A 24491-nucleotide genomic window follows, 5' to 3' on the forward strand; every position below is an offset into this window, starting at 1 on the left:
ACGGTACATGAAGAAAACCAGCCGGCGCATTTGAAGCTAACCGATGCTTCAATTCCAGTCAACGTCAACCTGCCGAAATGGGATGAGCCTGCTCAGCGCTATTGCCCGGCGGGGGTTTATGAAATCATGGAAAACAATGACGGCTCGAAACGTTTTCAGATCAATGCAGCCAACTGTGTACACTGCAAGACCTGTGACATCAAGGATCCCTCTCAGAACATCACCTGGGTAACGCCGGAAGGCGGTGGTGGTCCAAACTATCCAAACATGTAATGTCCTTGCGGCAGGTTAAAACAGTGTTTTTCCCGCCGCATCTTGCGAAGCAATACTTCTCATATCCAAGCATGTAACTTTTAATAACCCCCCCCCTTTCGAGGGGGTTTTTTATGTCATCTTAAAATGAAGACTAAAATATTCTGAATTAGCCTTTCTTGACCAAATAATGAAATTCTTTATTACCAGCTTCATCCAGCACTTCTTCTTGTAATAATAATTCATGACCCAAATGTATACAGAATTTTGGAATATCCCAAGACGTCGAATTATCCGTAGCATACACTTCCACCACATCACCCGATTTTGATTTACGAATCGCTTGATGCAACATCATTACAGGTTCAGGACAACGTAGTCCTCGTGTATTTAGCTGAATAGTGGGAGTAACAAGCGGTTCAGACATTCTTAAACTCGGTATTAAAAAATCATGGCTATTTTAACATAAACTTGAATGTCATCTTTTGCTTTCAAACGTCATCTCAAAATCACAAGAAATGATGACTCAAGCATTCATGGAATACAGCTATTTTATAGATAGACATCTATATTTTCTCGGGTATGATAAAATTTGTTTTTTTAGATATTAAGAGTCTTTAGGAAAGATCATGCACGAGGAATCAGGCCCGTCGTGGGGCATGCGCGGCTTACGTAAATGGTTAAGCACTGCACCCGAAACTCGCGACGAACTGCTAAAATTAGTACAAGATTCACGTCGTTTTTTAGAACCCGATACTGTTGCAATGCTTGAAGGCGTACTTGACCTTCCTGCGACAAAAGTCCGTGAGGTCATGACCCCACGTACATCGATGATTAGTCTACAAGAAGATGATCAGCTACTCGACATCTTGCATACCCTTGTAGAGTCTGCACATTCTCGCTTCCCGGTATTTTCATCTGACCAACCCGACAATGTGGTCGGCATTTTATTGGCCAAGGACTTACTGCCATTTTTGACAGAACCGAACAATAAAGTCGATATTCGTGCGCTTATGCGCCAGCCGATCTTTGTTCCTGAAAGTGCCCGATCCGACCAAGTCCTGCGTATGTTAAAAAATACCCAGACTCATATTGCAGTTGTGATTGATGAATATGGCACAACTTCTGGAGTAGTGACTTTAGAAGACATTTTAGAAGAAATTGTCGGTGAAATTGAAGACGAACATGATACGATCGATGAAGAGGCTCAATACATTATTCCGGATAATGACCCTCAAACGGCGAATACCTGGCTCGTTCAAGCACTTACACCAATTGAACATTTTAACAATGTTTTAGAGGCTGAATTTTCTGATGATGAAGTAGAAACTGTCGGCGGTTTATTGCTTCAAGAAATTGGTTTAGTCAGCGATTTACAAGGTCAAATCATTGAACTTGAAAATTGGGAATTCACCATTGTAGAAGCAGATGCACGTACTATTCATCTGATTCGAGCTGTCCGTAAATGAGAACATACTTTGATAAGCTGTTAAATTCCTCTCAACAAAAAAATCAGCTCCCGTTTATTTATCCCTTTTTAATTTCGTTGTTTTCAGGTGCCATGTTCAGTTTTGCGCTGGCACCGTATTATTACTGGTGGCTTGCACTGCTGTCCCCGGCCTTGCTCTATGCATCACTGCGTAAACGTTCGGCAAGACAAGCCTTTGGCATTGGCTGGGCTTACGGATTTGGCTTATGGTTTGTCGGTGCATTTTGGCTCTATACCTCTATCCATGTTTATGGTGATACCAGTGCCTTTTTAAGTGTACTGATGATTGCTTTTATGGCTTTGGTGATGGGTTTATTTACGGCCTTGCAAACCTGGATTTACCGTCGATTCTTCCCGGAAACACCGCTGACTTTTGCCCCACTTTGGGTGCTGTTTGAATGGACAAAAACCTGGGTATTCACCGGTTTCCCCTGGTTATTTGTCGGCTATGCCTTCACCGAACGCTTTTTGGATAGCTATGCGCCGCTATTCGGGATCTTCGGTGTATCATTTGTAGTGATAATGCTGGCCTGTGCGCTGGTTGAAATTCTGAATAGACGTGTATTCTGGATCATCCCTTCGGTGATCTTGCTGCTAGGTGCTTGGGCAGCGTCATATCTCAACTTCGTAGAAAAAAAGGATGAGAAGCCACTTTCAGTTTCCCTGATTCAAGGCAATATTCCGCAAGATTTAAAATGGCTTACAGAATATCAAGTCAAAACCTTGATGATTTACGCTAATTTAAGTCGTACAGAATGGGGACGTGACCTGATTGTTTGGCCCGAATCTTCCATTCCCATGTTCCAAACCGATATTGAACCTTTCTTGGATGCCATGAAAGTTCAGGCGGAAAAATCAGGCACAGCATGGGTCACAGGTCTTCCTTATTGGGATTTGAAAGAATCTAAATCTGAAGGCATGCCAATGTACTACAACAGTATTATGGCTATGGGTGACGCGTCTGAAGGGTTGTATAAGAAGCAGCGTCTGGTTCCATTTGGCGAATATGTGCCTTTATCTGGCTGGCTCAGTTGGGTCTTACCCGCATTACAAAATGACCCGTCAATGAGTGGTTTCTCTCGTGGTGCGCGTGACCAAAAACCATTAGATATAAAAAACCATGCTCTTGGCGCGGCTATTTGTTATGAAGTGGCTTATCCAAACCTGACGCGTCGTAATGCCAGTCAAAGCGATTACTTGGTCACTGTCTCTAATGATGCATGGTTTACCGGTACTGCGGGACCTTGGCAACATTTACAGATGGTGCAAATGCGTGCCAAAGAAAATGGACGCTGGTTTATTCGTGCCACCAATACTGGTGTAACGGCCTTTATTGATCATAACGGTCATATTGTGAAACAGGCACCGACGGATCAAACCGCAGTCCTTCGTGGCGAACTGCCTGCAATGCAAGGTAAAACCTTATATACGCGTCTGAGTGACTGGCCGATTCTTGGTTTCTCATTATTATTGCTGATTTTAGGTTGGATTTATCGTCCGCGTAAAATTGATATTTCGTTTAAGTCACGGCGTTAAGGTTTAAATTCTCTATCCTGAACGAGCTTTAAAGCATTGCTTTTAAAGCGAAGTGCAAGTGAAGGCTTAGAGAGACCCTTAAAATCGCCCCTCTCTTTAATCCTCTACCAAAGGTAGAGGAAACTCCTCCCTTTAAAAGAGGGAGGTGGAGAAGGATGAAATAATCCCTATACTTAATAAAACAAAAAACCGAGGTCAATGCCTCGGTTTTTTGTTTCAACTGATTTTATAACTGGGTAACTAAATAAGACATCATGGCTGTTAAAAACAGCATGGGGATATAACGATAAACATTGACAGCACCTTGTTCTAAAGCTGAAATCTGTTGTTGTTTTAATTTTAGTACAGTCGTTTTAAGTGCCGACCAAAAGCACAGAATAAACAGTGCGCTGAATAAACTGATAGCAAAAAAGCCCACCATAATCTGGCTACTTCCTTCTGTGGCATGCCATAAACTTAGAATACCTTGACTGATCGGAAGCAAACTCAAAATTAAAAGAACAGACTTGAGCATTGCCCAATGAAATTGGTTAATTTCATCCGATATAATTAATGCTTTCATTCCATTCTCCCCGGTAAAATCTTTACCATTCAGAACATTATGCAAGCTTTTTAATAAATGGAAAGTCTATTTTTATTCATAAACCAGTCTTATTGTAACCATCAAACATGGTAATAATTCTTATTATAAATCTCAAACAGGGATTATTATTTAAATATATTAAAATTCAATACCTTATTATATATTTTATAATTAAGATTTATTATCACTTCACTTAGTAATAAACAGTTAGATTAAGTGAAGTGATTATTCTATTAATTCAGAATAAATCATGCTTCTGAATTAAGGCTGATAATAAATATCGGCATTTGTTCCATCACCGCCTTCTTTACCATCGGCACCAAAAGAATATAAATCGAATGCACGACCTTCGGCACCGGGAATGACATATTGAATATCATTATCCCAACTGTCTTTTGGATAACCACCTTTGACATAGCCACCCTGCATCCAGTTTTTTGCTGAAGCCGGCTGATTCACCAAGGCATCTAACCCTCCATCCTGCATGGACGGATATTTACCGTTATCCAGTTTGTATTGATCTAAAGCACCCGCCACCCCTTTTAAGGTAATGGCAGATGTATCCACCTTGGCTTTTTCACCACGTCCCATAACATTGGGTACAATCAGCGCAGCCAATACGCCCAAAATCACAATCACTACCATGACTTCAATCAGGGTAAAGCCAGTCTGCTTGGCTTGATATATTTTCCCTTGCATATAACTCTCTCGCAAAAATCGTTATCTTTATAAGATGGATTAAATCATATTATTCATATTTACAATCGGCAGCATCACCGCAATCACAATCACCAGGACAATACTGGCCATTAACACCAACATTAACGGTTCAAGTAAAGCCAAGAGTGTTGAAATGAGGGTAGTGACCTCCCGATCCTGCATGATCGAGGCTCGTTCCAGCATGCGATCCAGCTCACCTGACGCTTCGCCACTTTTGATCATTTGTACCATCATCGGTGGGAAATAACCACTGCGTTCCAGTTGCGTTGCAAGGTTGCCACCTTCGGTGACTTTCTCGGCAGCCAGATTAACTGAATCACGAATCACCCAGTTATTGCTCACTGCGGCACCAATTTTAAGTGCATCCACCAATGGTACGCCCGACTGGGTCAAAATAGATAAAGTACTGGCAAAGCGTGCGGCATTTATACCACGCGATAATTTACCAAATAATGGCAACTTGAGTGTTAAACGATCAAACGCATAATGCCCGGCAGAAGTTCTTAAAAAACGCGCCAAAGCAATAAAACCAACTACACTGGCTATCAGTAAAAATGGCCATGCCACGCGAATAAAATCACTGGCCTTCATCAGTGCCACTGTAATCCAGGGCAGTGCATCTTTATTTTGGTCAAAGGTTTTGACAATATCTGGAACCACGTAGGTCATGAGGCCCATCACTATTGCAAAGGACATCAGCATCAGGATAATGGGATAAATCATTGCGCCCTGTACTTTCTTTTGCATGGCAAAGCGGTTTTCGGTGTAATCTGACAACTGATCCAGAATTAAATCCAGATGTCCGGAGCGTTCACCGGCAGCAATGGTGGCAATATATAAGTCAGGTAAACGTCCGGCTTGCTGCAAGGCATTGGCTAATGAATGCCCTTCCATGACTTTGGAACGTACTGACATCAACAAATTTTGCACATGGGCTTTTTCACTTTGCTTGCCCACGGCGCGCAGCGCTTCTTCCAAAGGAATTCCGGCAGCCACCAGAACTGAAAGCTGCCTGGTAAACAAGGCCAAATCATAAGCAGTGATTTTTTTCTGAAACCAGCGGGTGGAATTGTGCTTATCTTTTTGCTCAACAGGATCGACAGTCACAGGAATGAGTTCTTTATCTCTTAACTGTTGACGAATCTGACGTGCTGAATCTCCTTCCAACACGCCTTTTTGCTGCTTCCCTGAAGCATCAATGGCAGTAAATTGATATGCAGGCATTATGATGCTCTAATTTTCCAAAAATTGCTTCAGCGCTGTTGCGTCTGACCACCAAAATCATTCATATTCTTGGATATAAATGATTCGCTCACTCTAACATAACTCGACCTTTAGCACGACGAAATTTGATCAGGACGCTTTGACCCCAATTTATGCCAAATACACCATCGACTTCATCCGACCTTTATCGCATTCGTGTTGCAGTACCGGTCTATATTTATGACTGTTTTGATTACACTTTAACAGCTGAACAATACCAACAAGCTGAAGTCGGCGCGCGTGTTCTGGTGTCATTCGGACGACAAAATCTGGTCGGCATTATTGTCGAAAAATTAACCCAAAACACCCCGGTTGATCCGCGTTTTAAACTTAAAGCCATTACCGAGTTGCTGGATGATGAGGCAATTTTAGATTCGAAAATCTTAAATTTACTCACTTGGTCAGCTCAATATTATCAATTTCCGATTGGTGAAGTTTTTCAGAGTGCCTTACCCACCTTTCTACGTCAGGGAAAGCCATATAATTTATTGGCGCGAATGTGGAAAGTGCTGGATCTAAATGCGGAAACTAAAGTCACTCGCTCCGAAAAACAGCAACAAGCGTATAAAATTTTAAAACTGCATCCTCAGGGCACGACAGAAAATATTTTAAATTTAGCCGGGATTGAAACTGCAACACTCAAAGCGCTGGAAAAAAAAACCATTGTAGAATGTGTTCTGGAAAATCAGGATTTTAGTCCGCAGCCGGTGACGTTGGCGCAAATGCCGTTAACGGCGAATGAAGACCAAAAAAAAGCGGTACAACAGGTGCTGAAAGCACAAAAAAAATATCAGGCTTTTTTACTGGATGGTTTAACCGGTAGCGGCAAAACCGAAGTCTATTTGCAAATCATGCAAGAGGTCCTGAAACAAGGCAAACAGGTCTTGGTTTTAGTGCCTGAAATTGGGCTTACTCCGCAAACCATCAGCCGTTTCCAGTCGCGCTTTCATGGCAATATTGTGCTGCTGCATTCAGGACTGAATGATTCAAAACGCTTACAAGCCTGGCAGGCTGCACAAACTGGCAAAGCCTCGATTATTTTAGGCACACGTTCTGCCATTTACACCCCACTACCAAATTTGGGTTTAATTATTTTAGATGAAGAACACGACCTTTCGTTTAAACAGCAAGAAGGTTTTAGATATCACGCCCGTGATGTCGCGATGTATCGTGCACATTTAGAGAACTGTCCGATTATTTTAGGTTCAGCTACACCGAGCATTGAAAGTTATGCTTTAGCAGATTCCGGAAAAATGACGCGTTTGGAGCTGAATCAGCGAGCGGGTATCGCACTGATGCCAAAGATTCATCTGATTGATTTAAAAATTGCGCAGAAGCAAAATGGGATTAGCCAAAACCTGATTGATGAAATTCAAAAACGCTTAGATAAGAAAGAACAGGTTCTGGTTTTTTTAAACCGCCGTGGGTATGCACCGGTACTGATTTGTGAAAGTTGTGCTTGGCAAGCCAAATGTCCACATTGCGACGCTAACTTTACCGTGCACCGCCAGCCTTATCAGCATTTGCATTGTCATCACTGTGGCAGCATTCACCGCATGCCCGATCATTGTCCGCAGTGCCAACATACGGAACTGAAATCGATTGGCATGGGCACGGCTAAAGTTGAAGAACACCTGCAACAGCTTTTTCCCAATTTCGATGTGATTCGCGTAGACCGAGATTCCACCAGCCGGGTCGGTAGCTGGCAAAAAATTTATGACAAGATTCAGAAAAGTGAACCGATTATTTTACTTGGCACACAAATGCTGGCCAAAGGACACCATTTCCCTTATGTCACTTTAGTGGCTATTTTGGATATTGATTCAGGCTTGCTCAGCGTGGATTTTCGTGCCACCGAACGTACTGCTCAACTAATCGTACAAGTGGCTGGTCGTGCCGGGCGCGGTGAACGCAAAGGTGAAGTCTATTTACAAACCCTGAGACCCGATCATCCCCTACTCAATACCTTAATTGACAAAGATTACCGGCATTTTGCCAAGCAGACCTTAAAAGAACGTCAAGCGGCACTGTTGCCACCTTTTCGGTATGCCGCATTGATTCGTTGCGAATCAAAAAGTCAGGAGCAGAATCAGGAATTTTTACAACAGCATGCTCAAGCCTTAAGACAAATTTCTGAACATCTAATTGATATCTGGGGACCAATTCCAGCGCCGATGGAACGTAAAGCCGGGCGTTATCAGGCGCATATGGTACTGTTATCGCATGATCGTGCCCGATTGCACTTTTATATTCGTGCCTGGTGGCAAAACATGTTGCATCAAAAGCCATCAACCATGAAACTTACACTGGATATAGACCCTCAGGAATTAAGCTAAGCCAAAGTTTGTGCTTTGCTTAAATTTTTTGAAATTAGAATAAATTCTAGGACAGACCAATGTCGCTACTGTTACAAATTACGATTTTCCTTGGTGCTTCCCTACTCTTGGTTCCCTTGGCCAAGCGCTTTGGAATTGCCACTGTACTCGGCTATTTGTTTACCGGTATTTTACTTGGTCCCAGTGTCTTTAATATTGCCAGTGACCCGGAAGCGATTCAGGAACTGGCGGAATTTGGCGTTATTCTGTTGATGTTTATTATTGGGCTGGAGCTGCGTCCGCAACGACTGTGGGAGATGCGTAAATCCATCTTTTTGATGGGTAGCCTGCAAGTCGGCATTACTGGCGTTATTCTTGCCAGCCTTATCTTTTTTGCCTTAAACCAGAGCCTTTCTGCCAGCTTTGTGATTGGCATGGCACTGGCACTTTCCTCTACGGCCTTTGTGTTACAGCTTCTAGCGGAAAAGCAGCAGCTGAATACCACCTTTGGGCAACAATCCTTTTCTATTCTACTGTTTCAGGATATTGCTGCCATTCCCTTGCTGGCGATTATTCCATTATTGGCCGGCACCGAATCGACCCATCATGGGGTTGCCTATTTTGCAGCAATTATTGCGACCTTTAGCGGTTTGTTTTTGTTTAGCCGCTATATGATGCGTCCGTTTTTTCGTTTCGTGGCCAAAAGTGGTGCGCATGAACTGATTACGGCAGTGGGCCTGTTTATTGTCTTGGGCGTGGTTACACTGATGGATGTGCTCGGAATCAGTACCACTTTGGGAGCTTTCTTAACGGGCGTCTTGCTCGCCGACTCTGAATTCCGCCATGAACTTGAAGCCAGCATTGCGCCCTTTAAAGGACTGTTGCTCGGTCTGTTCTTTATGACTGTCGGCATGACCACCCAGTTATCCCTGCTGGTGGATATGCCTTGGCTGATTATCGGTGGTGCATTCATTTTAATGCTGATCAAAAGCATTACTCTGACTGTAATTGCTCGTTATTTAAAATATTCATGGCGTAATAGCTTACTGCTTGCCACCTGCTTATCTCAAGGGGGTGAATTTGCTTTTGTGGTGCTCAAAGTCGCCAGTAGTGAAAAAGTCATCACCCAAGCGATTCTTGAGCCTGTAACCTTGATTGTTACACTTTCCATGGTGCTCACCCCAATGCTGTACTGGCTGATCAGCAGCTGGATTATTCCTTTAATTGATAAAGAAAAAGTACCTGTTTATGATGAAATTCCAGATACGCATAACCCGATGATCATTGCCGGCTTTGGTCGTTTCGGACAGATCATTGCCCGTATTGCCCATTTACAGCATCAATCCTTTACCGCAATTGATAGCAATTTAGAAAAAGTGGACTTCGTGCGCAAGTATGGCGGTAAGGTATACTATGGTGATGCCACCCAACCTGATATCTTGCGTTCGGCAGGAATTGAACAGGCCAAAGTTTTTGTACTGGCAATTGATGATATTGAAGACTCGATGAATGTCGCACGTCATATTCGTTTAAACTATCCAAACCTGAAACTTTTAGTACGGGCACGCGATCGTCATCATGTGCATTTACTGCGTGATTTAGGGGTAGCCCATATCTGGCGTGAAACGTATTTATCTTCATTGGGAATGGCCTACCGTGCCTTGCGCGAATTGAATATCAGTGAAGAAGATGCGAATAAAAGTATTGAATTGTTCCGTGATTACGATGAAAAGTTATTGCTTCAGCAACAACGGGTCTATACCGATGAACAAAAAATTTATGAAACACATCGTAATGCTTTAGCAGAGCTTGAACACTTATTTGAAAGTGATGCCCAGATTCGTCAAGAACCTACTGGCGTCAATTTACAACGCGGCTTAGCACATCAGCGTATTGATGTCACAAGAGATGATAGTAACTAGCTTGTGTTTTACAATGTAGACACCATTAACACCGGCTATTGGAGAAATTTATGTCTGAATTACGTCAACGCTTTTATATTGAGAATTGCCCGGTTCGTGGTGAAGTGGTGCATCTCGAAAAAGTTTTGCAAACCATTCTTGCTCAACGGGATTATCCTCAAGCCATAGAAGTGCTTTTAGGGGAAATGCTCAGTGCTACAGCTCTGCTCGCCAGCACTCTTAAAATTAAAGGCCGGATCAGCCTGCAAATTCAGGCAGCTGGAACATTCAAGTGGGCAATGGCAGAATGCGATCATTTGGGTCAGCTACGCGCTTCAGCAGATTACGAAGAAGATCCACGTTTCTTTCAAGCCAAAGACAGCAGTACTATTTTAACGTCTCTGGTCAATCCGGTGCTGTTTATTAATATTGAACCTGAGTTTGGTGAACGCTATCAAGGTATCATTGCCCTTGAACATCCTACATTAGCGGGTTGTTTGATGCAGTATTATGATTTATCTGCACAAATTCCGACAAAAATTCGCTTGGCCAGTACTGCAAAACAATCTGGCGGCTTACTGATTCAGCTGTTACCCCGTAATAGTGAAGAAGAGCAGCACTGGGTAGATGAAGATCTCTGGCCGCGTTTGACCCTGTTAACTGAAACCTTAAAGCCAGAAGAGTTAACTGAGCTTGAAGCAACAGAAATTCTTTACCGTTTATATAATGAAGAAGATGTACGCTTGCCAGAAGCCGAGCACTTAAGCTTTGGCTGTACCTGTTCCAAAGAGCGTTGTGCCAATGCATTGATTCAAATTGGGGTCGATGCGGTTCGTGAAACCTTGGAGTTTCAAAATCCAATTACCATGGACTGCCAGTTCTGTAGCACCCGCTATACCTTTACCGCCGAAGAAGCGTTTGGGTTATTTGGCAAACATCTAAGCTAAAGTTAGCTCCAATCGTTAAAACAAGAGTGGCAATATAGCTGCTCTTTTTTATCAGAAAATTTAAGCTTATATTCCTGTTGTGGTCTTATCTAAAGCTGCGTAGTTGTAGTCTGGCTATTTTTGAGGAAAATCTTCCTACAGATCAAAGCAAAAAATGACAATAACCCTTTATGTCTACAATATAAAAATAATCAATTGCATTCGGAATATAGGGATGAATAAAAAATATTTTTTTGTAGATTATTGCTTGTCAACACAGCTTTATTTATGCAGCAATCTTGAGCTTCACCAATAGATGAATACCCCTTGAAGACGAAGTAGAATATGCGCAGACAAACGTATTAATGACCAAACAAAGAATGGAGTTTATGTGGGAAGGATTATCAATGTGCCTCCTATTCCCTGTCGAACTGCAATTGATCATTAGGAAAAATATAAGGCTGCCTTAAAAAATGCACCACCGATTGTTCTCCACCTTCCTCTCAGGCATTCAACCGGACTTCAAAAATAAAGACGACCTTCTTAATGATCATGTTCTAGCTTTCAGGTCATACCTACCAAAAAAACGCATACTGAAAGTAGCAAAAAACCCGATGATTCTTATGAAGGAATCATGGTAACCACCCGAAATGTGCGAGGGGTAACAAACAAAATGACGATCCGTTCTAACTGCCCAGGTAACTTAAAAATAAAGCCTTTCTGGATTTACCTTTTACCGGAGGGCTTTAAACAAATTCTGGATAACTCAGATGAACTTAATCATGATCGGGTTATAGATCCTATCAATAATACTCTACAAGGCAAGTTACCTCTAAGTTCGAGTGACAAACAGTTAAATGCTCAAAGCTATGTTGGGGTTTCAGTAATTGGGCCTAGTGCAGCCTGGATCAGATATTGATCTTATTCAAAATTTCTAAAGGCTGCTCACTGGGAGCTTTTTTGTCATAATTTGAAACAATAAGGTACAGATCTACACTATTTCAATTTTATTAAAGGTTCAATAATGATTAAAACCTAACCAATTTTAGCTTCCTATTTTTATGCCTAAAAGTCATTATGAAGTTCTTGGCATTACGCGTAATGCCACACCCGATCAAATCAAGAAAGCCTATCGAAAATTGGCTCGAAAATATCATCCCGATGTAAGTAAAGAAGCGGATGCGGAAGAGAAGATGCAAGGCATTAATGTTGCCTACGACACTTTAAGCAATGAAGAGAAAAAAGCTGAATATGATTTTCAGCTTGACCATCCTGAAGCTTTTCATCAATCGGGGACACAGACAGGAACCGGCGGTTTTGACAATGCCCACTTCTACCGCCAAGGATTTAACCAGCAAGACCATTCAGAATTTAGTGGCTTTGAAGACCTTTTTGGACGTTTCGGTTCAGGCTTTGGTGGAGGGAATTATCAATATCAAAAGCAGCAAAGACAACAGCAGCGTAGTTATCAAGGTGAAGACCAACATGCCAGTATTGAAGTTGATGTGGCGGTTGCATACCATGGCTCAACTCAACAGATCACTTTGCAGATTCCGACTTTAAATGCTTTTGGCGAAGCTGAAGTTCAGCGCAAAACTTTACAGGTCAAAATTCCTAAAGGAATGAAAGAAGGTCAAAGTATCCGTCTTTCCGGACAAGGTCAAACGGGAATCAATGGCGGGAAAAATGGCGATCTTTATATTGAAATTCACTATAAAGATACTGAGAAAATTAGAGTGGAAGGTGCGGATATTTACTACACCATCAATGTTACACCCTGGGAAGCAGCCCTAGGACAAACTATTGAAACTTCAACACCTGAAGGAACAAAAGTTCAAGTAAATCTGCCTAAAAATGCCAAGACAGGTCAGCAACTTCGGCTAAAAGATAAAGGGATACCCAGTAAAACACCCGGTCATTTATTTCTGGTATTAAATATCGTGTATCCAGCTGCGCAAACTGAACATGAACAGCAGGCTTATCAAGCTTTTGCAGAAGCTTTTTCAGCATTTAAGCCTCGCAATGGTTAAGGAGACAATCATGACCACTATTCATTATCGTGAAATTGTATGTGATGGGTTTAATCATGCCGAAGTCATTGATGAACATCATAGTTTTGATTTAAAGCATTTTGCTGATGCGTGTGGACAAAGTCCGGAATGGGTTTTACAACTGCTTGAATACGATATTTTAGACACCCGCCCAGAAGAACGCATTCACCAGTTCTTTGGTGATGATGTGTCTCGTGCACGTCGGGCTTATCGTTTACAACGCGACTTTGATGCCAGTCTTTCTGCGGTGGCGATGATGCTGGATTTAATTGATGAAGTCCAACATTTACGCAAGCAAGTTAGACACATGAATGTAAAAGACTTTTGATTGAGTCTTTGAAACTGAATCGTACTGCTATATAGGGGCAAGTACATAGTTGTTATTTTTATCCTGAAACCAACTTTTTTGTGAGAATAATCTAGGCTTATGAAAACCAAAGAATGCAATAAAAAAGTGAAAAAGATGTTTCCAGAGCATCAGGAACTCATCCATAAACTGCGTCATGATGATCCTCATTTTGCAAAAATATTTGAGAGTCATCAGGAACTGGATAAAGAAATTGCTCAACTTGAACTCAATCCGGTTCATCTGATCAATGATGATATTGAGTCAATGAAGCGCAAAAAACTTAAAATAAAAGACGAGATTTATAAAATACTGACGCGAAATACTCAAGTGGTTGATCCTTCTTAATTTTTAGTTTTAATGAGAAAAGACAGATCATTCCACTTAGCTGATTTTAAGTTTAAAGCAACTTATCGAGTGGCACTTAAAAACAGGATTTCTTTTTATAAAAAGTGATTTATAAAAAAGCAAATCCCTATTTCAACTTGGTCATTTTTTCAACTCCTTTTATGGTTTCTTTAACAGATTGCTTAATTGGCTCATAGTCCAGGAACCAAAATAGATTCACGTGTTGATCTTTATGTTGTTGTGCCAACAGATCAATTACGCTCCGCTCCCCTCGCCCCACCAAGTGTCTGCGATAAAAATAATAAATCAGCAACACCGTGGTGATGAGCATGACGATTAACATACTCCAAAACCCGGTTGGGGATTTTAAACCTGGAATAAACTCAAAGTTCATTCCATAAACCCCGGTTAATAAAGTCAGCGGTGCAAAAATAGCGGTGATAATGGCCAGGATGCGCATATTTTCATTGGTTTGATTGGCAATGGCCGAAAAATGTAAATCTATTGCTGCTTGAATGGAAGCACGGAGACGAATCGTATGTTTTTGAATTCTTTCTACATGGCTGACCAAATCATTCATACGGACCAGCACAATATCCTGTCGTTCAGACTTCTTCTGGCCTTTTAAATGTGGGTAATTATCGACAATTTCATCTCTTAGTTCTTGTAAAGCATCAATTTGTTCTTCACAAAGATTTTCCACTTGCTGGAAAGACATACTTTCTTGTAATAACTGATTCCACTTCGCAAACCGGCGATGACCTTGCAACAATTCCTGCTGCCAAAACTCAACCCGTCGGGTGAGTGGCACACGCAAATCCAGATAACCATCCACCATACTGTTGAGCAAGCGCAAAGATAAATCGAGTGGTGTAACTGGAAGTTTTCGTGACTTATTCTGTTCTTGAGTAGAACGGATAAAATTGGTTTCAATACGGGAAATATAATTTTCTATTGCTTTATTACCTTGCTCACGCACCGTAATCAGCACTTGAGGTGTCATGATAAAACTAATCGGTGTGGTGGCTAAACCAAAGGTGTTTTCATGCTGTTCAAGCGCCTGCTCACCCGTTTCTATTTCATCATCTGGGGTAATCAGTTTACGAAAAATAAGTAAATCATATTCATCCATAGTATCAAATGCGCAAGGATGTTCTAAATTCAGAATATCCCTGATATGAAATTCGTTTAAGCACACAGGTGTATGCTGATTTATTTCTTTTTGCCATACTTCCGCACGAGTGACCACATCAGCCCGAGTACAATCGATCCAGATAAATTCCGGTTCAGCTTCAGTGTTTAGCTGTTTTTGTACAAAAATATGATGTTCTGTCGGATGTTGATAGAAATAATAAACCTGCATTAAAACAATTCTCTATTCACAATTTTGCTTTTTTGTTGTTACTCGATAGAAACCTGAGCAACTCCATCTATCGGTCTTAAAATTATGAGCTGCGCTGCAAACTTAAGCAATCAAATAACGTTTTATTTCTAGATCTCTCAATCTAAGTCAACTCTCAAAAAAAAGCCCCGAGCAAGTCAAAGTTATTCCTTTGACCAAGCTCAAGGCTTTTCATATATTTTCGTTCACATGAATTAACTCATGTGAATATTCAAGACATTAAACTTGTTCGATGTCTTTCATAGTCAATTTAATACGACCACGGTTATCTACGTCAGCAACTTGTACTTTAATTTCCTGACCTTCTGTCAATACGTCTGCAACATTGGCAATACGTTCGTTAGAAATTTGAGAAATATGAAGTAGGCCGTCAGTACCTGGCATGATGTTTACAAACGCACCGAATTCAACAATACGAATCACTTTACCTACGTAAATTGTACCTGGCTCGATTTCAGCAGTAAGTGCCTGAATTTTAGCAACCGCAGCAGCTGCAGCCGCTTTAGTTTCACCAAATACGCGAACTGTACCGTTATCTTCGATATCAATTGCAGCTTTAGTTTCTTCAGTGATTGCACGAATAGTCGCGCCACCTTTACCGATCACATCACGGATTTTGTCCGGGTTAATGTTAATCACTTGGAATGTAGGCGCATGCATAGAAATTTCAGGACGAGCGCGTGAAATCACTTGGTTCATCTCGTTCAAGATGTGCATACGACCCGCATATGCTTGGTTCAATGCAGCTTCCATGATCTCTTCAGTGATACCTTCGATCTTGATATCCATTTGAAGCGCAGTAATACCGTTTGCAGAACCGGCAACTTTAAAGTCCATGTCACCTAAGTGATCTTCGTCACCCAAGATGTCAGAAAGAACAGCGAAACGTTCGCCTTCTTTCACTAGACCCATTGCGATACCCGCAACTGGTGCTTTAAGTGGAACACCTGCATCCATAAGTGATAATGAAGCACCACAAACAGAAGCCATTGACGATGAACCGTTAGATTCAGTGATGTCAGATACAATACGGATGACGTACGGGAAGCGGTCAGCAGGTGGAAGCACAGCTTGGACACCACGGCGCGCCAAACGACCATGACCGATTTCACGACGTTTAGGACCAGATTCACGACCCGTTTCACCTACAGAGTATGCAGGGAAGTTGTAGTGCAACATGAAGTTGTCAGTTTTAGTGCCTGACAATGTATCTACCATCAATGCATCACGTGTATTACCCAAAGTCGTTGTTACCAACGCTTGAGTTTCACCGCGTGTGAACAATGCTGAACCGTGTGCACGACCCAATACGCCCACTTGAACATCAATAGCACGAACAGTTTTTGTGTCACGACCATCAATACGTGGCTTACCAGACAAGATGTTGTCACGTACTGTACGGTATTTTAAGTCTTCAAATAATTCATTTACTTCGTCAGCAATACCAGTTTCGTCATTTTCTGGAACGAACTGAGCAACAGCTTCAGCATAAAGTGCATCAAGTGCCGCATAACGGTCTTGTTTAACTGCAATTGTGTAGGCTTCAGAAATTTTTGCTTCGAATGCATCTTTTAATTGACCAAGAAGCGTTTCATTTTTAACTGGAGCAACCCAAGTTGATTCAACCGCACCCGCAGCTGCAGCAAATTCTTTAATCGCTTGAATCGCGATTTGCATTTCGTCATGACCGAAAAGTACAGCACCCAGCATTTGGTCTTCTGAAAGTTCTTTCGCTTCAGATTCAACCATCAATACTGCAGATTCAGTACCCGCAACAACCAAATCAAGATCAGATTCTTTCAATTGTTCGTTGTTCGGGTTAAGAATGTATTCGCCGTTGATTAGACCAACACGCGCGCCCGCGATTGGACCACGGAATGGAACACCTGCAATCGACATTGCAGCTGAAGTACCGAGCATTGCAGCAATGTCGGCATCCATGGTTTTGTCAGAAGAAATAACAGTCGCTGTTACTTGAATTTCGTTATAAAAACCTTCTGGGAACAATGGACGAATTGGACGGTCAATCAAACGTGAAATTAAAGTTTCAGCTTCAGACTGACGACCTTCACGCTTACCATAACCCCCTGGGATACGACCGGCAGCATATTGTTTTTCTTGATAGTTAACAGTAAGTGGGAAGAAATCCTGTCCTGCTTTTGCTTTTGGTTGTGCGACAACAGCAACAAGTACCGTTACGCCGCCCATAGTAATGACAACTGTGTTGGCTTGACGTGCAACACGACCAGTTTCAAGTACAACTTGGTGTTGACCGAACTGAAATTCTTTACGAATAATATTAAACATCGACATGTATTTATATTTCCTAGTTCTTGTGAACAACTATTCTAGTGGAGACCCCTAAGGTTTGGCATTCACATTACTCAGCTGTAAGTATAAATGACAAAGCTTAGAAGCCGACCTCACCAGATTTTCAAAACACTAATTTAAGACACAAAGAAGGAGCGAAACATCGCCCCTTCCCCTTACCTGGTTGGAGCCAGGTAGACTTTCTTTTTCAGTCTGACAGCATTCAAAATGCAATAGTCCGAAAAATAAGTTTAATCGAATTAACGACGTAAACCTAAAGCAGCGATCAAAGCGCTGTAACGAGTAGTATCTTTACCTTTAAGGTAGTCAAGAAGCTTACGACGTTGGTTAACCATACGGATAAGACCGCGACGGCTATGATGGTCGTGTTTGTGTTCTTTAAAGTGACCTTGCAAATCATTGATTTGTGCAGTCAACAAAGCTACTTGTACTTCAGGTGAACCAGTGTCGTTTTCAGCGCGAGCATATTTAGCAACGATCTCTGCGCGATCTGCGTTTGTTAAAGCCATTCGATTTCTCCGAGATGCTTAAAAAATTACATATGATAGGAATCAATTGATTACTCAATTGACTGCCGTGCATCACTACAGCAAGTGCGCTATTTTAAGGGAAAAGTCGGGTGATTGCAAAAATAGAAACGTGTTTTCATCTTTTTATTTCAATTCACTGATCCGCTATAGCCTTTCTTTTTCTATCTGTAAATTTAACTTACCAATTTAGCAATAAAATCACGCCTTACCCTTCCATCTTTTATTATTTTTCTATTTTGAGAAGTATCCTCTTAAGTAGTCGTATCCATTGCCTATATCACACGAATAAAAGATAAAAAAAAGCCCAAGCTAGGCTTGGGCTTTTTTGCGCTGTAGTTTCTTATGTTTTAATAATTATTATTTTATTTATAGTAATAATGTTCGCTTTTCGCGGTTATTATTATAAACAATCCTTGTGTAACTGGTACTTCCCTGTGAAATTGATTTTGACATAAAGCTTTGTGTAAAGAAGTCGCCTTTTGCGTATCTATTTGTAAGCTTTTACGTACATTAATTATTTTTTTATTAATGCTATACTGTGATTAATTTATCATTTCCCTTTAAATACAATAACTAATTGGTCATATACTATCTATTACATACAGAATCTGACATTTGAGCCCAAGTTAAAATACACCGATCAATATTTTTAGTGTTCATAACAGATTAAGTAAATCATATTGTGAAAAGCGGTATTTTTTGCATATAAAAAAGCCCTGTAGTCTCTCCCAAAACTACAAGGCTTAGCGGCTGTAAGTTTCCTCTTTTTACTTACTTCACTGTAAGTTCGCTGTCTTTCGACATTATTATTATATTTTATGGCGATTTTACCCAACTTTCCGTGTTGAGCTTTTTATGTGCAGCCATCATCTCAAAAATGATCTTAAAGCTCTATGCGTCAATTTCTCGAATCGATGTAAGCAATTTCGTACAAAAATAAAGATTAGTTATTTATTATTAACAATCGAGGCAAGAATCCAATAAATTGTTAACCTTCTCTAATACTCCACTTTTCCTCATGGTTTTAACGGTTAAAGATTGTACTAAAGCATCTTGATCTGCCAAAAGACTCACCACCTTTTTGGCACGGGTGATAGCGGTGTACAGTAACTCTTTACTTAATAAATCCTTTGCTGTTTCATCTAAAACAACTGCGGTATGAGTAAATTCCGAACCTTGCGATTTATGAATCGTCAGTACAAATGCCGTTTCTATACTTTTTGGTAAACGGGTAGCCGGCACCCATTTTTCCAAACTGGGGAAATAAACTTCAAATTGTGACTGTCCATCTCGACTGCGTTTAAAGCAGATCCCGATATCACCATTTGACAAACCCAGCTGGTAATCGTTATAGGTCATCATCACTGGACGACCGACATACCAATCCCCTTGCTTGCTCATCTGTAATGATAAAGCCTCCAGTAAGCGCTGTTCGACTTGCAAATTCAGTTGGGTCAAACCCAAAGCGCCATGTCGGATGGCGGCCAAAATCCGATAATCATCAAAAACTTTAACTACTTGCTGCACCCAAAGTTCAGGTTCATCGGCAGTTAAATAGCTTTTCAGTGCATTAACATAAGGCTGATAACCCAACATCAGTTTGTCGTAATAGGATGTTCGATCAAATTGCTTGGACATATTCGGTGGCAGATATTCCAGTTGAATCTGGTCATCCATTTCGGATTGAAGAGATACCGATTGAATTTCACTTGGACGAACCACTTGCTGGGCAAACTTTTCTAGCAATGTTGCGCCATTTTGAGTAGCTTGTTGCGCCTGAATAAATTTCGCCATTTGCCCAATGAGTGCACCTTCCTTAAAACGGCGACTGCTGACCAAGTTCACTCGATTCTCGGCTAAAGCGGGAACTTGTTGTAAATCTGCCAGCACCGAACCGACATCTACAGCAGCCAACTGATCTGCATCACCCAATAAAATTAAACGTGCATGATCTGGCACTGCAGACAGCAGCATGTTGGCCAAACTTAGGTCCAGCATCGAGGCTTCATCAATTACAATCACATCATAGGGTAAAGGTTGTTTGGCATGAAATCGCGGCTGATAAGTCGTTCCTAAACCCAATAGACGGTGAAGCGTAATAGGACTAAGTTGTTTTAAATCATCAGTGACCAAATCTTGTAACTTTTCATCGTTCAGCGAGTTTTGCAGCGCCTCTTTCATGCGCTGCGCAGCCTTACCGGTGGGGGCTGCCATGGCAATGCGGATACTCGGCATCGCCTGGTTCAGCACGGCAATAATACGTGCCAGGGTGTAAGTTTTTCCGGTTCCCGGCCCACCAGTAATGATATTTAAGCCTTGCTTCGCCACCATACTTAAGGCTTTTAGTTGATGTTCATCGCTCAATAAATTTCGATAAGCCGAAATATCAACAGCTTCAATAGCTTGCTGCTTTAAACGCGCAACTTGCTGCGCCAAAGATTGTTCCAGCGCCCAATAGCGATACAAATACAATCTTTGATCTTCATATACAAAGGGAGCGATATGTTGCTGAATATTGGCTACTGAGACTACTAAATCATTCAGGGTGTCGGCTTGCGCTTGAGTTGCAGAAATACAACTGTCGCCTTGTTGAATTGCTTCCAGAACCTGTTCAATAATATCATGGTCATTTTCATCCTGTGCTGCCTGACTAAAAGGCTTCTGGCGAATAAACCGACTCCAAGTGCTGATCCATTCAGCGCTTTGATCATCTTTATATTGTTTATTTTCCACACAGTTATCCTCAAAGTTATCCACAGCTTAATTGTTTGTTTAAAAGCTATTAATTTCGTTAAATTAAGCGATTTTGCTGCTTTTACCTTCAGCAAAATAGCCCAAAATAGCATCAAGACGCAGGACAAATTCAGCATCTGGTTTCCAGTGATAAAAACCCTGTTCAGCCTGTCCGTTCATGCCACGTAAATACAGATAACTTGCACCGCCCAAATGTTTTTCAATGGCATAGTCCTGCATTTGCACCGTTAAATAACGGTGTAATGCCACCAGATACAGGCCTGCCTGTAACCAGTAGCTGGCTTGCGACATACTCTGCCGAATTTCGCCATCAACATAATGCGCTTGATCGGTGCCTAAAAAGTTACTTTTATAATCGGCAATATGATATTGCTGACCATCAAAATAAACCAGATCAATTGAACCGGTTAAATACCGCGCGGAATTGGCCTGATTGAAATCTAGCATTTCAATACCATGTTCGGCATAGAGCTGATGAATACGTTGAATCGCTAAGACATGGTCTGATAGAGACAAATAAAAGGGAAATTCAGCCAGATGTTCATGTTCAGTCAGTTGATTCAGTTGAAAATCCTGATGCAAAGGGGTAGCTAAAACCTGTTGCAACCATTCACTCATCCAGGCAATCAGCTGTTCTTCATCCTGCTGCTGAAACTCTTGTTCATATTTATTTGATAATTCTAACCATAAACCTGGATAGTCATTCTTAAAACGGCGGCGAATTTCCAGAGGCCAGTCCTGCTGATCTTTGAAATCAATATGTTCAAAGATTTCGTGCAGGAAGGTTCCAGCCACGGTTCCCATCGGAAAATTACGCTTGATCCATGACAGCGGTCGAGTCGCTACCGTGGCAACCGGTTCAATCACGTGAATTTCATCTGCCGCGCTGAGCATTTGGTCGGTATTTACCGCTAAGGCATCGATGGCTTGTTTACGCGTTAAATGTTGCGCCAAGGCACTAAAACTGGTTTTGGAACGTGGATAAAAACGCTTTTTTGGAAATTCCAAAGCCTGTAAAGGCAAAGGTGGTTGTTGCTGCTTGACCTGTAACTTGATCGGCTTGTCATTCAGCAAAGCTTCCTCTGCACTGGCGGGATGAATAAAAGCTTGTCCGCGCCAGAAAGCCAAACCATGATTCGTTTTGCCGTCCTGATCTTGCAACATGGCATAGACCCGATGACTGGCTCGGGTCAACGCCACATACCAAAGCCGATGTTGCTCTGCCACGGCACGAGCATTGTGCTGATCAATTGCGCCCTGTTGCAGCAAGTTCTTGTCATTCACCGCCACCACACGCTGCACCTCCACTTTTCCAGTTACCGGATGGACATGTTCTACAGTGGAAAAATTCAGGGTTTTGTTCATTTCCCTGAAGTCTTTATCGGCACCGAGCAAGAATACAATTTTAAACTCCAGACCTTTGGACTGATGAATAGTCATCAGTTGCACCCCTGCCTCATTCGACAGTTTACGCTCCAGTTCCCACTCGCGTTCCGCCGGAGATTGCAGTTGTTTCAAATACCAGTGATAAAGCTTTTGTGCGCCTTGATATTGCTCACTGTGCTGACTCAGCAATTCGGTCAGATGGCGCAAGTTCACCACCGTGCGTTCATTATCCCGGCTTTGGGTGGCGACCAGATTTTTCCAGACTTGAAATAAATTCAGACAATATTGCCACGCGGTTAAAAAGCCTTTTTCCAGCCACATTTCACGAATGCAGTCGAAGTCGTAAATGAACTGGCTTAAGCCATCCGCTCGGGCTTCAAGCTGAATCAGTTGTTGCAAATTAAAGCCCAATAATCGGCTGAGTAAGGCCCGCTTAATTTTGCCTTCATCATAGGGATGCAGGATCGCACTTAGTACCGCGCCAACATCTTTGGCGACTTGATGATCAAACACACTGCGTTTCGACGGGCGATTGACCCGAATACCGAGGCGTTCCAATTCATATTGGGCTTTATCCAGACCATCATGATTTTTCGATAAAATCGCGATGTCATTTTCAATCAGATATCTGGGGCCAGTTTTTTCTGCCAGATAGAGTTTTTCTTCAATCCCCTGATTCAGTAAATCCCGAATTTTCCATGCGACCTGAATCGGCTCTGCTTTTTTATCGCTCAATTGCAACCAGCGTAGCGGCTGATGATTTTCACCCTGTGCATCAATGAGCGGTGGATGGGGACGTACACCAGCCTGAACTGGACTGTAAAACACCTCTTCACCAAAATCCATCTGGCGCTGGAATAAAGCATCGACCGCTTCTACTAGTGCTTTAACTGAACGATGGTTGTGTCGCAAACTGTATTCCTGACCTTGCTTGGACAGCACATCGGCTCGGGCCTTGTTATAGGTCAGCATGTCGCCACCACGAAAACCGTAAATTGCCTGTTTCGGGTCACCCACCATGATCATGCAGCCTTGCATATAGCGCTTCTGATCCCGCCAGATTCGCGCCAGCATATCGTCCTGATCCTGATTGGTATCCTGAAATTCATCCACCAAAATCAAGGGATAATGGGCCTGCACAAACTTTGCAAAACGCAGCCCTTGCTCGCCTTGCAAGGCTTCCGCCAAAGTTCGAATTTGCTGGGCAAAGGTGGTTTCACTTTTTTGCTGCAGCACTTGTGGCAAGCGCTTTTTGACTTCGCGGCTAAGATAAAATTTCAGATAGGCATCCAGTAAATCCAGATCCATATTCAGCTTAGACAAAGCCTCGCAAAAACTTTTCAGTGCTTGAATCAGCCCGTGGTGCTCGAACTGATGCAGCACATCTTCGGCACATTTATTTAAGACTTTTTTAGTCGCCAGATCCGTCAAGTTTTTCAGGGTATTTTCAAAATGTGGTGCAAATAAAGCATAACAGCGCTGTTCAGCCAAAGCCTGAATAAAAGCCGGTAAATCATCACACAACGTACGCTGCATCAAGCCATCAGTACGCCATTTCTTACCAATCACCGAATGATATTGTCCATCAGCCGAATAATATTCGCTTAAGGTGGAAATCAGGCTTAAATCCAGCTGAATAAAGTTATCCACTAGCTGTTCAAACTGGTTTAAATCCAGTTCTGGCGCAGTGACTTCCTGAAACTGTGCCGAAGCGAAGTTCAGGGTGTTTTCCACAACAGGAACATAGGCCTCCTGCGACTTCAACTTTTGATTGAGCAACAGATAATTGACCACATTTTGCGGTTGCAATTGAATCCATTCGCGCAAGACATCATGAATTAGTTGATGGGTATAACTCTTGGCATCATCGGTGATATCAGCCCGTTCAATCTTGCCGCTTTCAAATGAAAACTCGCGCAACAGCTTTTGGCTGAAACTATCCAAGGTACCGACAAACAGTTCATCCAGCTGGTCAATCACCAGTTTCAAACGCTCACTAGCGAAATCCACCCGCGTGGCATAATCGCTTAACACCTTTTGAAATAAAGGATCTGTTTCAGCGGCAATTTTGGCCTGAATTTCAGCATCGGTAAGTTTTTGGCAGCTTTCAAAATAACGTAAGGTTTCAACCAGACGCAGCCGAATCCGGTTTTTCAATTCAGCTGCAGCGGCACGGGTAAACGTGGTAGCTACCACCTGATTCGGCAAATACTGATTCAGGAATATCCGCACCATCAAACTGGACAGGGTAAAGGTTTTTCCTGTGCCGGCCGACGCTTCAATCCAGTGTAAACCTTTGAACTGCATATCCATAATCGGATTAAACGACGGCTTTTTTAATGTTTGAGGATGATTCAT

Annotated in this window: 19 protein-coding genes; 10 read left to right on the plus strand and 9 right to left on the minus strand. The window is 42.0% G+C overall.

The window, feature by feature from the left end; genetic code table 11:
• The coding region (locus tag E0H89_RS07350) for a 4Fe-4S dicluster domain-containing protein (RefSeq protein WP_171459141.1) at positions 1-273 on the plus strand (273 nt) is incomplete at its 5' end.
• A gap of 148 nt (positions 274-421) precedes the next feature.
• Here E0H89_RS07350 and tusA read toward each other — a convergent pair.
• Positions 422-679 (minus strand): sulfurtransferase TusA, encoded by a 258-nt coding sequence (gene tusA / locus E0H89_RS07355; RefSeq protein WP_131215973.1) that lies wholly within the window; start codon positions 677-679, stop codon positions 422-424.
• Between the two features lie 202 nt (positions 680-881).
• Here tusA and E0H89_RS07360 point away from each other — a divergent pair, with 202 nt between their 5' ends.
• Together E0H89_RS07360 and lnt are read left to right on the plus strand one after the other, a co-directional pair.
• Entirely contained in the window at positions 882-1721 is an 840-nt protein-coding gene (locus tag E0H89_RS07360; RefSeq protein WP_131215975.1) for a CorC family transporter, read from the plus strand.
• A complete protein-coding gene (gene lnt, locus E0H89_RS07365; protein WP_131215977.1) occupies positions 1718-3277 on the plus strand; it encodes an apolipoprotein N-acyltransferase in 1560 nt (519 codons plus the stop codon). Before E0H89_RS07360 ends, lnt begins: the two co-directional genes overlap by 4 nt.
• 226 nt (positions 3278-3503) lie before the next feature.
• On the opposite strand, the gene E0H89_RS07370 is transcribed toward lnt, so the two are convergent.
• The 3 genes from E0H89_RS07370 to gspF all read right to left on the minus strand — a co-directional run bounded on the left by E0H89_RS07370 (position 3504) and on the right by gspF (position 5804).
• Positions 3504-3839: a hypothetical protein gene (locus E0H89_RS07370; protein WP_131215979.1), complete on the minus strand. Its 336-nt coding sequence runs from the start codon at positions 3837-3839 to the stop codon at positions 3504-3506.
• Positions 3840-4121: 282 nt separating this feature from the next.
• Positions 4122-4559: a type II secretion system major pseudopilin GspG gene (gene gspG / locus E0H89_RS07375; RefSeq protein WP_131215981.1), complete on the minus strand. Its 438-nt coding sequence runs from the start codon at positions 4557-4559 to the stop codon at positions 4122-4124.
• Positions 4560-4598: 39 nt separating this feature from the next.
• Entirely contained in the window at positions 4599-5804 is a 1206-nt protein-coding gene (gene gspF, locus E0H89_RS07380; protein ID WP_131215983.1) for a type II secretion system inner membrane protein GspF, read from the minus strand.
• Positions 5805-5956: 152 nt separating this feature from the next.
• Between gspF and E0H89_RS07385 the strand changes: the two genes are divergently transcribed.
• The 7 genes from E0H89_RS07385 to E0H89_RS07415 all read left to right on the plus strand — a co-directional run bounded on the left by E0H89_RS07385 (position 5957) and on the right by E0H89_RS07415 (position 13730).
• Positions 5957-8179, plus strand: a complete 2223-nt coding sequence (locus tag E0H89_RS07385) for a primosomal protein N' (RefSeq protein WP_131215985.1) — start codon at positions 5957-5959, stop codon at positions 8177-8179.
• 59 nt (positions 8180-8238) lie between these two features.
• Positions 8239-10080 carry a monovalent cation:proton antiporter-2 (CPA2) family protein gene (locus tag E0H89_RS07390; protein ID WP_131215987.1) on the plus strand — a complete coding sequence of 614 codons (1842 nt, stop codon included), beginning with the start codon at positions 8239-8241 and terminating at the stop codon, positions 10078-10080.
• A gap of 50 nt (positions 10081-10130) precedes the next feature.
• Positions 10131-11006, plus strand: a complete 876-nt coding sequence (gene hslO, locus E0H89_RS07395) for an Hsp33 family molecular chaperone HslO (protein WP_131215989.1) — start codon at positions 10131-10133, stop codon at positions 11004-11006.
• A gap of 652 nt (positions 11007-11658) precedes the next feature.
• Positions 11659-11904: a hypothetical protein gene (locus tag E0H89_RS07400; protein ID WP_131215991.1), complete on the plus strand. Its 246-nt coding sequence runs from the start codon at positions 11659-11661 to the stop codon at positions 11902-11904.
• A 142-nt stretch (positions 11905-12046) separates the two neighbouring features.
• Entirely contained in the window at positions 12047-13015 is a 969-nt protein-coding gene (locus E0H89_RS07405) for a DnaJ C-terminal domain-containing protein (RefSeq protein ID WP_131215993.1), read from the plus strand.
• Positions 13016-13025: 10 nt separating this feature from the next.
• Positions 13026-13364: a chaperone modulator CbpM gene (locus E0H89_RS07410; RefSeq protein ID WP_131215995.1), complete on the plus strand. Its 339-nt coding sequence runs from the start codon at positions 13026-13028 to the stop codon at positions 13362-13364.
• Between the two features lie 99 nt (positions 13365-13463).
• On the plus strand, positions 13464-13730 hold the full coding sequence (locus tag E0H89_RS07415) for an HP1242/YdcH family protein (protein WP_131215997.1): 267 nt from the start codon (positions 13464-13466) through the stop codon (positions 13728-13730).
• Between the two features lie 127 nt (positions 13731-13857).
• Here the strand turns inward: E0H89_RS07415 and E0H89_RS07420 are convergent, their stop codons facing one another.
• The 5 genes from E0H89_RS07420 to E0H89_RS07440 form a co-directional block, all read right to left on the minus strand.
• Positions 13858-15093: a magnesium transporter CorA family protein gene (locus tag E0H89_RS07420; protein WP_131215999.1), complete on the minus strand. Its 1236-nt coding sequence runs from the start codon at positions 15091-15093 to the stop codon at positions 13858-13860.
• Positions 15094-15351: 258 nt separating this feature from the next.
• Positions 15352-17439 carry a polyribonucleotide nucleotidyltransferase gene (gene pnp, locus E0H89_RS07425; protein WP_171459144.1) on the minus strand — a complete coding sequence of 696 codons (2088 nt, stop codon included), beginning with the start codon at positions 17437-17439 and terminating at the stop codon, positions 15352-15354.
• Between the two features lie 263 nt (positions 17440-17702).
• Positions 17703-17972 carry a 30S ribosomal protein S15 gene (rpsO, locus tag E0H89_RS07430; protein ID WP_067722305.1) on the minus strand — a complete coding sequence of 90 codons (270 nt, stop codon included), beginning with the start codon at positions 17970-17972 and terminating at the stop codon, positions 17703-17705.
• Between the two features lie 978 nt (positions 17973-18950).
• Positions 18951-20726, minus strand: a complete 1776-nt coding sequence (gene recD, locus E0H89_RS07435) for an exodeoxyribonuclease V subunit alpha (protein ID WP_171459142.1) — start codon at positions 20724-20726, stop codon at positions 18951-18953.
• 63 nt (positions 20727-20789) lie between these two features.
• The gene (locus tag E0H89_RS07440) at positions 20790-24491 is read right to left on the minus strand and encodes a UvrD-helicase domain-containing protein (protein WP_131216005.1); all 3702 of its coding nucleotides are present in this window, start codon (positions 24489-24491) and stop codon (positions 20790-20792) included.

The sequence above is a fragment of the Acinetobacter sp. ANC 3781 genome (assembly GCF_004331285.1).
GTDB lineage: Bacteria > Pseudomonadota > Gammaproteobacteria > Pseudomonadales > Moraxellaceae > Acinetobacter.